The sequence below is a fragment of the Proteiniphilum sp. UBA5384 genome, assembly GCF_002410825.1.
In the GTDB taxonomy this organism is placed as follows: Bacteria; Bacteroidota; Bacteroidia; order Bacteroidales; family Dysgonomonadaceae; genus Proteiniphilum.
The window spans coordinates 44,299-48,502 of sequence record NZ_DHOS01000073.1 but is presented as its reverse complement, the minus strand read 5'-3'; the positions used below and the strand labels follow the sequence as shown (position 1 = coordinate 48,502).

Below are 4,204 nucleotides of genomic sequence, written 5' to 3'. Positions count from 1 at the left end.
CTTTTTACTACGGCCGGGATACCATCTTTTGTTCTCTTGAAATCGATGATCCTGAAACGTCTTTTGTGTCCGCCGCCTATATTTTTCACGGTCATTTTACCACGATGATTGCGGCCACCCGACGCTCTCTTACCAACTACAAGAGATTTCTCCGGTACACTTGCAGTGATCTTATCAAATGAACCGATAATCTTGTGTCTTTGCCCCGGTGTTGTGGGCTTTAATTTACGTATTGCCATTACTTTTAGATATTGCTAAATAAATCGATTGTCTCGCCTTTCTTCAAGGTGACGATTGCTTTTTTGTATGACGGTGTACGTCCCTGTACGACGCCCGATTTTGTATACCGGCTTCTCAGCTTGCCATCATACTTCATCGTGTTCACGCTTTCCACATGTACATTGTAAAGCGCTTCAACGGCATTTTTAATTTCAACCTTATTAGCAGAAGGTAGCACGATAAAACCGTAGCGATTATCGAATTTCTCGGTTATCGCGGTTTGTTTCTCTGTGAATATGGGTTTTACTATTACACTCATCTCTATTCTCCTTATGCTTTAAACAGGTTATCGATTACAGCTACCGATGATTCCATCATCACCAGACCGGCACAATCCATAATTCTGTATGTATTTATGTCCGAAGCTGTTATCACATTGACACCGCTCAAATTTCGGGCCGACAAATATACGTTTTTATTTTGATTCGGCAAAACGAAAAGTAGCTTTTTATCAGCCAGTTGCAGTTTTTTTGTCAACTCTACAATCTCCCTTGTTTTGGGGGCATCAAAAGTAAAATCTTCCACCACTACAATGGCGTTATTTTTTGCTTTTAACGAAAGAGCTGATTTACGTGCCAACACTTTTACTTTCTTATTCAGTTTGAAACTATAATCACGCGGTTTGGGTCCGAAAACACGACCTCCCCCTACCAATACGGGCGATTTGATATCACCACGACGTGCACCACCACTCCCCTTCTGGCGGATCAACTTGCGTGTACTTCCTGTAATTTCGCTTCTTTCTTTCGATTTATGCGTACCCTGACGCCGGTTGGCCATGTATTGTTTCACATCCAACCAGATAACATGATTATTAGGTTCAATCCCGAAAATGGAATCGTCGAGTGTCACCTTTTTATCCGTTACCTCTCCTTTGATATTATATACGCTTAATTCCATTTTATTTCTCTATTGCTACGATTGAACCTCTGCTTCCCGGTACCGAACCCTTTATGAGCAAAAGGTTGTGTTCGGGAATCACTTTAATTATCTGCAGGTTCTGAACGGTTACCCGCTCGTTACCCATCTGTCCGGCCATTCGAGTTCCTTTAAACACTTTTGCGGGATAAGAACAGGCTCCGATCGAACCGGGGGCACGTAATCTGTTGTGCTGACCATGAGTCGACTGACCTACACCACCAAAACCGTGGCGCTTTACTACCCCCTGAAATCCTTTACCTTTCGATTTTCCGATCACGTCTACATAGACAGTGTCATTGAAAAGATCTACTTTGATTTCGGATCCTGCCTTGTAGTCGTTTCCAAAACCTTTGAACTCGGCCAAGTGTCTCTTGGGGCTTACTCCGGCTTTTTTAAAATGCCCTTTCTCAGCGTTTGGGGTGTGTTTGTCTTTCTTGTCTTCAAACCCGAGCTGAATAGCATCATAACCGTCTTTTTCAACGGTCTTCACCTGAGTTACCACGCAAGGACCTGCTTCGATAACAGTGCATGGGATATTTTTCCCCTCGGCACTGAAAACGGATGTCATTCCGATTTTTCTTCCTAATAATCCTGGCATTTCTCTCTTTTTTTAGATCCAAGATGTAAGATTCAAGATTCAAGACAGATTCAAGACTTTCTCGTCTTGGCTCTTCCATCTTGGCTCTTGGTTCTTTTGTCTTGGTTCTTGGTTCTATTAATCTATTATATCATACTTTTATCTCTACTTCCACACCACTGGGCAATTCAAGCTTCATCAATGCATCCACTGTTTTAGCCGTTGAGCTGTAGATGTCGATGAGTCTCTTGAAAGAGGCCAGTTCAAACTGCTCGCGCGATTTCTTGTTGACGAACGTGGAGCGGTTTACGGTAAAAATACGCTTGTGCGTGGGCAATGGTATTGGACCACTTACTACAGCACCCGTAGCTTTTACGGTTTTTACGATTTTTTCGGCAGATTTGTCCACCAAGCTGTAATCGTAAGATTTCAGTTTAATTCTGATTTTTTGGCTCATAAAATATGTTGCGTAAAAATGTTTATTACTTGATCAAATCTACACGGCCCTTTACTTCCGTCAATACCTGCCTTGCAATAGAAGCCGAAACTTCTTCGAAGTGCGAGAACGACATGGTAGATGTGGCGCGTCCCGAAGTGATGGTACGTAACGAGGTTACATAACCGAACATTTCAGAGAGCGGCGTTTTGGCTTTCACCACACGTGCTCCGGAACGGTTCGATTCCATTCCTTCTACTTGTCCGCGACGTTTGTTCAGGTCGGAAATTACATCTCCCATACTTTCTTCGGGAGTAACTACTTCTACCTTCATAATCGGCTCCAGCAATACCGGACCTGCCTTTTCTGCTGCAGATTTGAAAGCCTGCATCGCACAGATCTCAAATGAAAGCTGATCGGAGTCCACAGGGTGATACGAACCATCGATCACCGTTACTTTCAAGTTATCCAACGGATAACCGGCAAGTACACCATTTTTCATTGCCCGTTGGAATCCTTTCTGGATAGAAGGAATATATTCTTTCGGAATATTCCCCCCCTTCACTTCATCCACGAATTGCAATTCGCCTTCGAAATCTTTATCAGCCGGTTCCACGCGTACGATCATATCGGCATACTTACCCCGGCCTCCGGTCTGTTTCTTATAGGTCTCACGCAACTCAACCGGTTTGGTGATAGCTTCCTTATAAGATACCTGGGGACGGCCCTGATTGGCTTCTACCTTGAACTCACGTTTCAAGCGGTCGATAATAATCTCGAGGTGAAGTTCACCCATACCTGAGATTACGGTCTGTCCGGTATCTTCGTCAGTTTTTACGGTAAAGGTAGGATCTTCTTCCGCCAGCTTGGCCAATCCGGTAGAAAGCTTATCCAGATCTTTCTGCGTTTTGGGCTCTACCGCGATACCGATCACCGGATCGGGGAAGTCGATCGCTTCCAGGATAATGGGGTGTGCTTCGTCGCAAAGGGTATCTCCCGTACGGATATCTTTGAAACCTACACCGGCACCGATATCACCGGTACCTATGAAGTCTCTCGGATTCTGTTTGTTGGAGTGCATCTGGAAGAGACGTGAAATACGCTCTTTTTTGCCGGAACGGGCATTATATACATAAGAACCGGCATCCAATTCTCCCGAATAAACGCGGAAGAAGCAGAGACGCCCCACATAGGGGTCGGTGGCAATCTTGAATGCCAACGCGCACATCGGCTCGTTCGGATCGGGGTGGCGCACCAGTTCCTTGTCGGAATCCTTCGGATCGGTACCGGTAATAGCTTCCGTGTCACTGGGGCTGGGCAAATAAGCACAAACCGCATCGAGCAAAGTCTGTACCCCTTTATTTTTGAAAGATGATCCGCAGATCATTGGATTGATCTGCATGGCCAGTGTACCTTTGCGGATAGCTGTCCTGATCTCATCCTCCGTAATGGTGGAAGGATCGTCGAAATATTTTTCCATCAAAGCATCATCACACTCTGCAATGGTTTCGAGCATCTTGTCCCGCCACTCATTGGCCTCATCCTGTAATTCTGCGGGGATATCCACTACATCGTAGTCGGCTCCCATGGTTTCGTCGTGCCAATAGAGCGCTTTCATGGTGACCAGGTCGACCACTCCCTTGAAAGTCTCTTCCGCGCCGATCGGTATCTGGATAGGACACGCATTGGCGCCCAGCATCTCTTTTACCTGACGTACTACGTCGAAGAAATTAGCACCCGACCGGTCCATCTTGTTGACGTAACCTACACGGGGCACTTTATATTTGTCTGCCTGACGCCATACGGTCTCCGACTGCGGTTCCACGCCACCTACGGCACAGAATGCAGCAACCGCCCCATCGAGCACACGCAGTGAACGTTCAACCTCTACGGTGAAGTCCACGTGTCCCGGGGTGTCAATCAGATTGATTTTATATGTCTTGTCATCATATTTCCAGCTCGTGGTAGTAGCAGCAGAAGTAATGGTAATA

At 45.7% G+C, this 4,204-nt stretch carries 5 protein-coding genes and 1 pseudogene; all 6 read right to left on the bottom strand.

From position 1 onward, the window contains the following. A pseudogene (gene rplB / locus B4G81_RS14300) lies at positions 1 to 239 on the bottom strand (50S ribosomal protein L2); the annotation flags it as partial. A 5-nt stretch (positions 240 to 244) separates the two neighbouring features. Next, positions 245 to 538, bottom strand: a complete 294-nt coding sequence (gene rplW / locus B4G81_RS14295) for a 50S ribosomal protein L23 (protein ID WP_294083654.1) — start codon at positions 536 to 538, stop codon at positions 245 to 247. Between the two features lie 11 nt (positions 539 to 549). Next, complete coding sequence (gene rplD / locus B4G81_RS14290) at positions 550 to 1,179, bottom strand: 50S ribosomal protein L4 (RefSeq protein WP_294083653.1); 630 nt, start codon at positions 1,177 to 1,179, stop codon at positions 550 to 552. A gap of 1 nt (position 1,180) precedes the next feature. Beyond that, positions 1,181 to 1,798 carry a 50S ribosomal protein L3 gene (rplC, locus tag B4G81_RS14285; RefSeq protein ID WP_294083651.1) on the bottom strand — a complete coding sequence of 206 codons (618 nt, stop codon included), beginning with the start codon at positions 1,796 to 1,798 and terminating at the stop codon, positions 1,181 to 1,183. Between the two features lie 130 nt (positions 1,799 to 1,928). Continuing rightward, positions 1,929 to 2,234 carry a 30S ribosomal protein S10 gene (gene rpsJ / locus B4G81_RS14280; protein WP_019541341.1) on the bottom strand — a complete coding sequence of 102 codons (306 nt, stop codon included), beginning with the start codon at positions 2,232 to 2,234 and terminating at the stop codon, positions 1,929 to 1,931. Between the two features lie 25 nt (positions 2,235 to 2,259). Then, on the bottom strand, positions 2,260 to 4,204 hold a 1,945-nt coding region (gene fusA / locus B4G81_RS14275), incomplete at its 5' end, for an elongation factor G (protein WP_294083649.1).

Coding starts and splice junctions, on each gene's coding strand:
- rplW (WP_294083654.1), bottom strand. CDS start 538: ATGAGTGTAATAGTAAAACCCATATTCACAGAGAAACAAACCGCGATA.
- rpsJ (WP_019541341.1), bottom strand. CDS start 2,234: ATGAGCCAAAAAATCAGAATTAAACTGAAATCTTACGATTACAGCTTG.
- rplC (WP_294083651.1), bottom strand. CDS start 1,798: ATGCCAGGATTATTAGGAAGAAAAATCGGAATGACATCCGTTTTCAGT.
- rplD (WP_294083653.1), bottom strand. CDS start 1,179: ATGGAATTAAGCGTATATAATATCAAAGGAGAGGTAACGGATAAAAAG.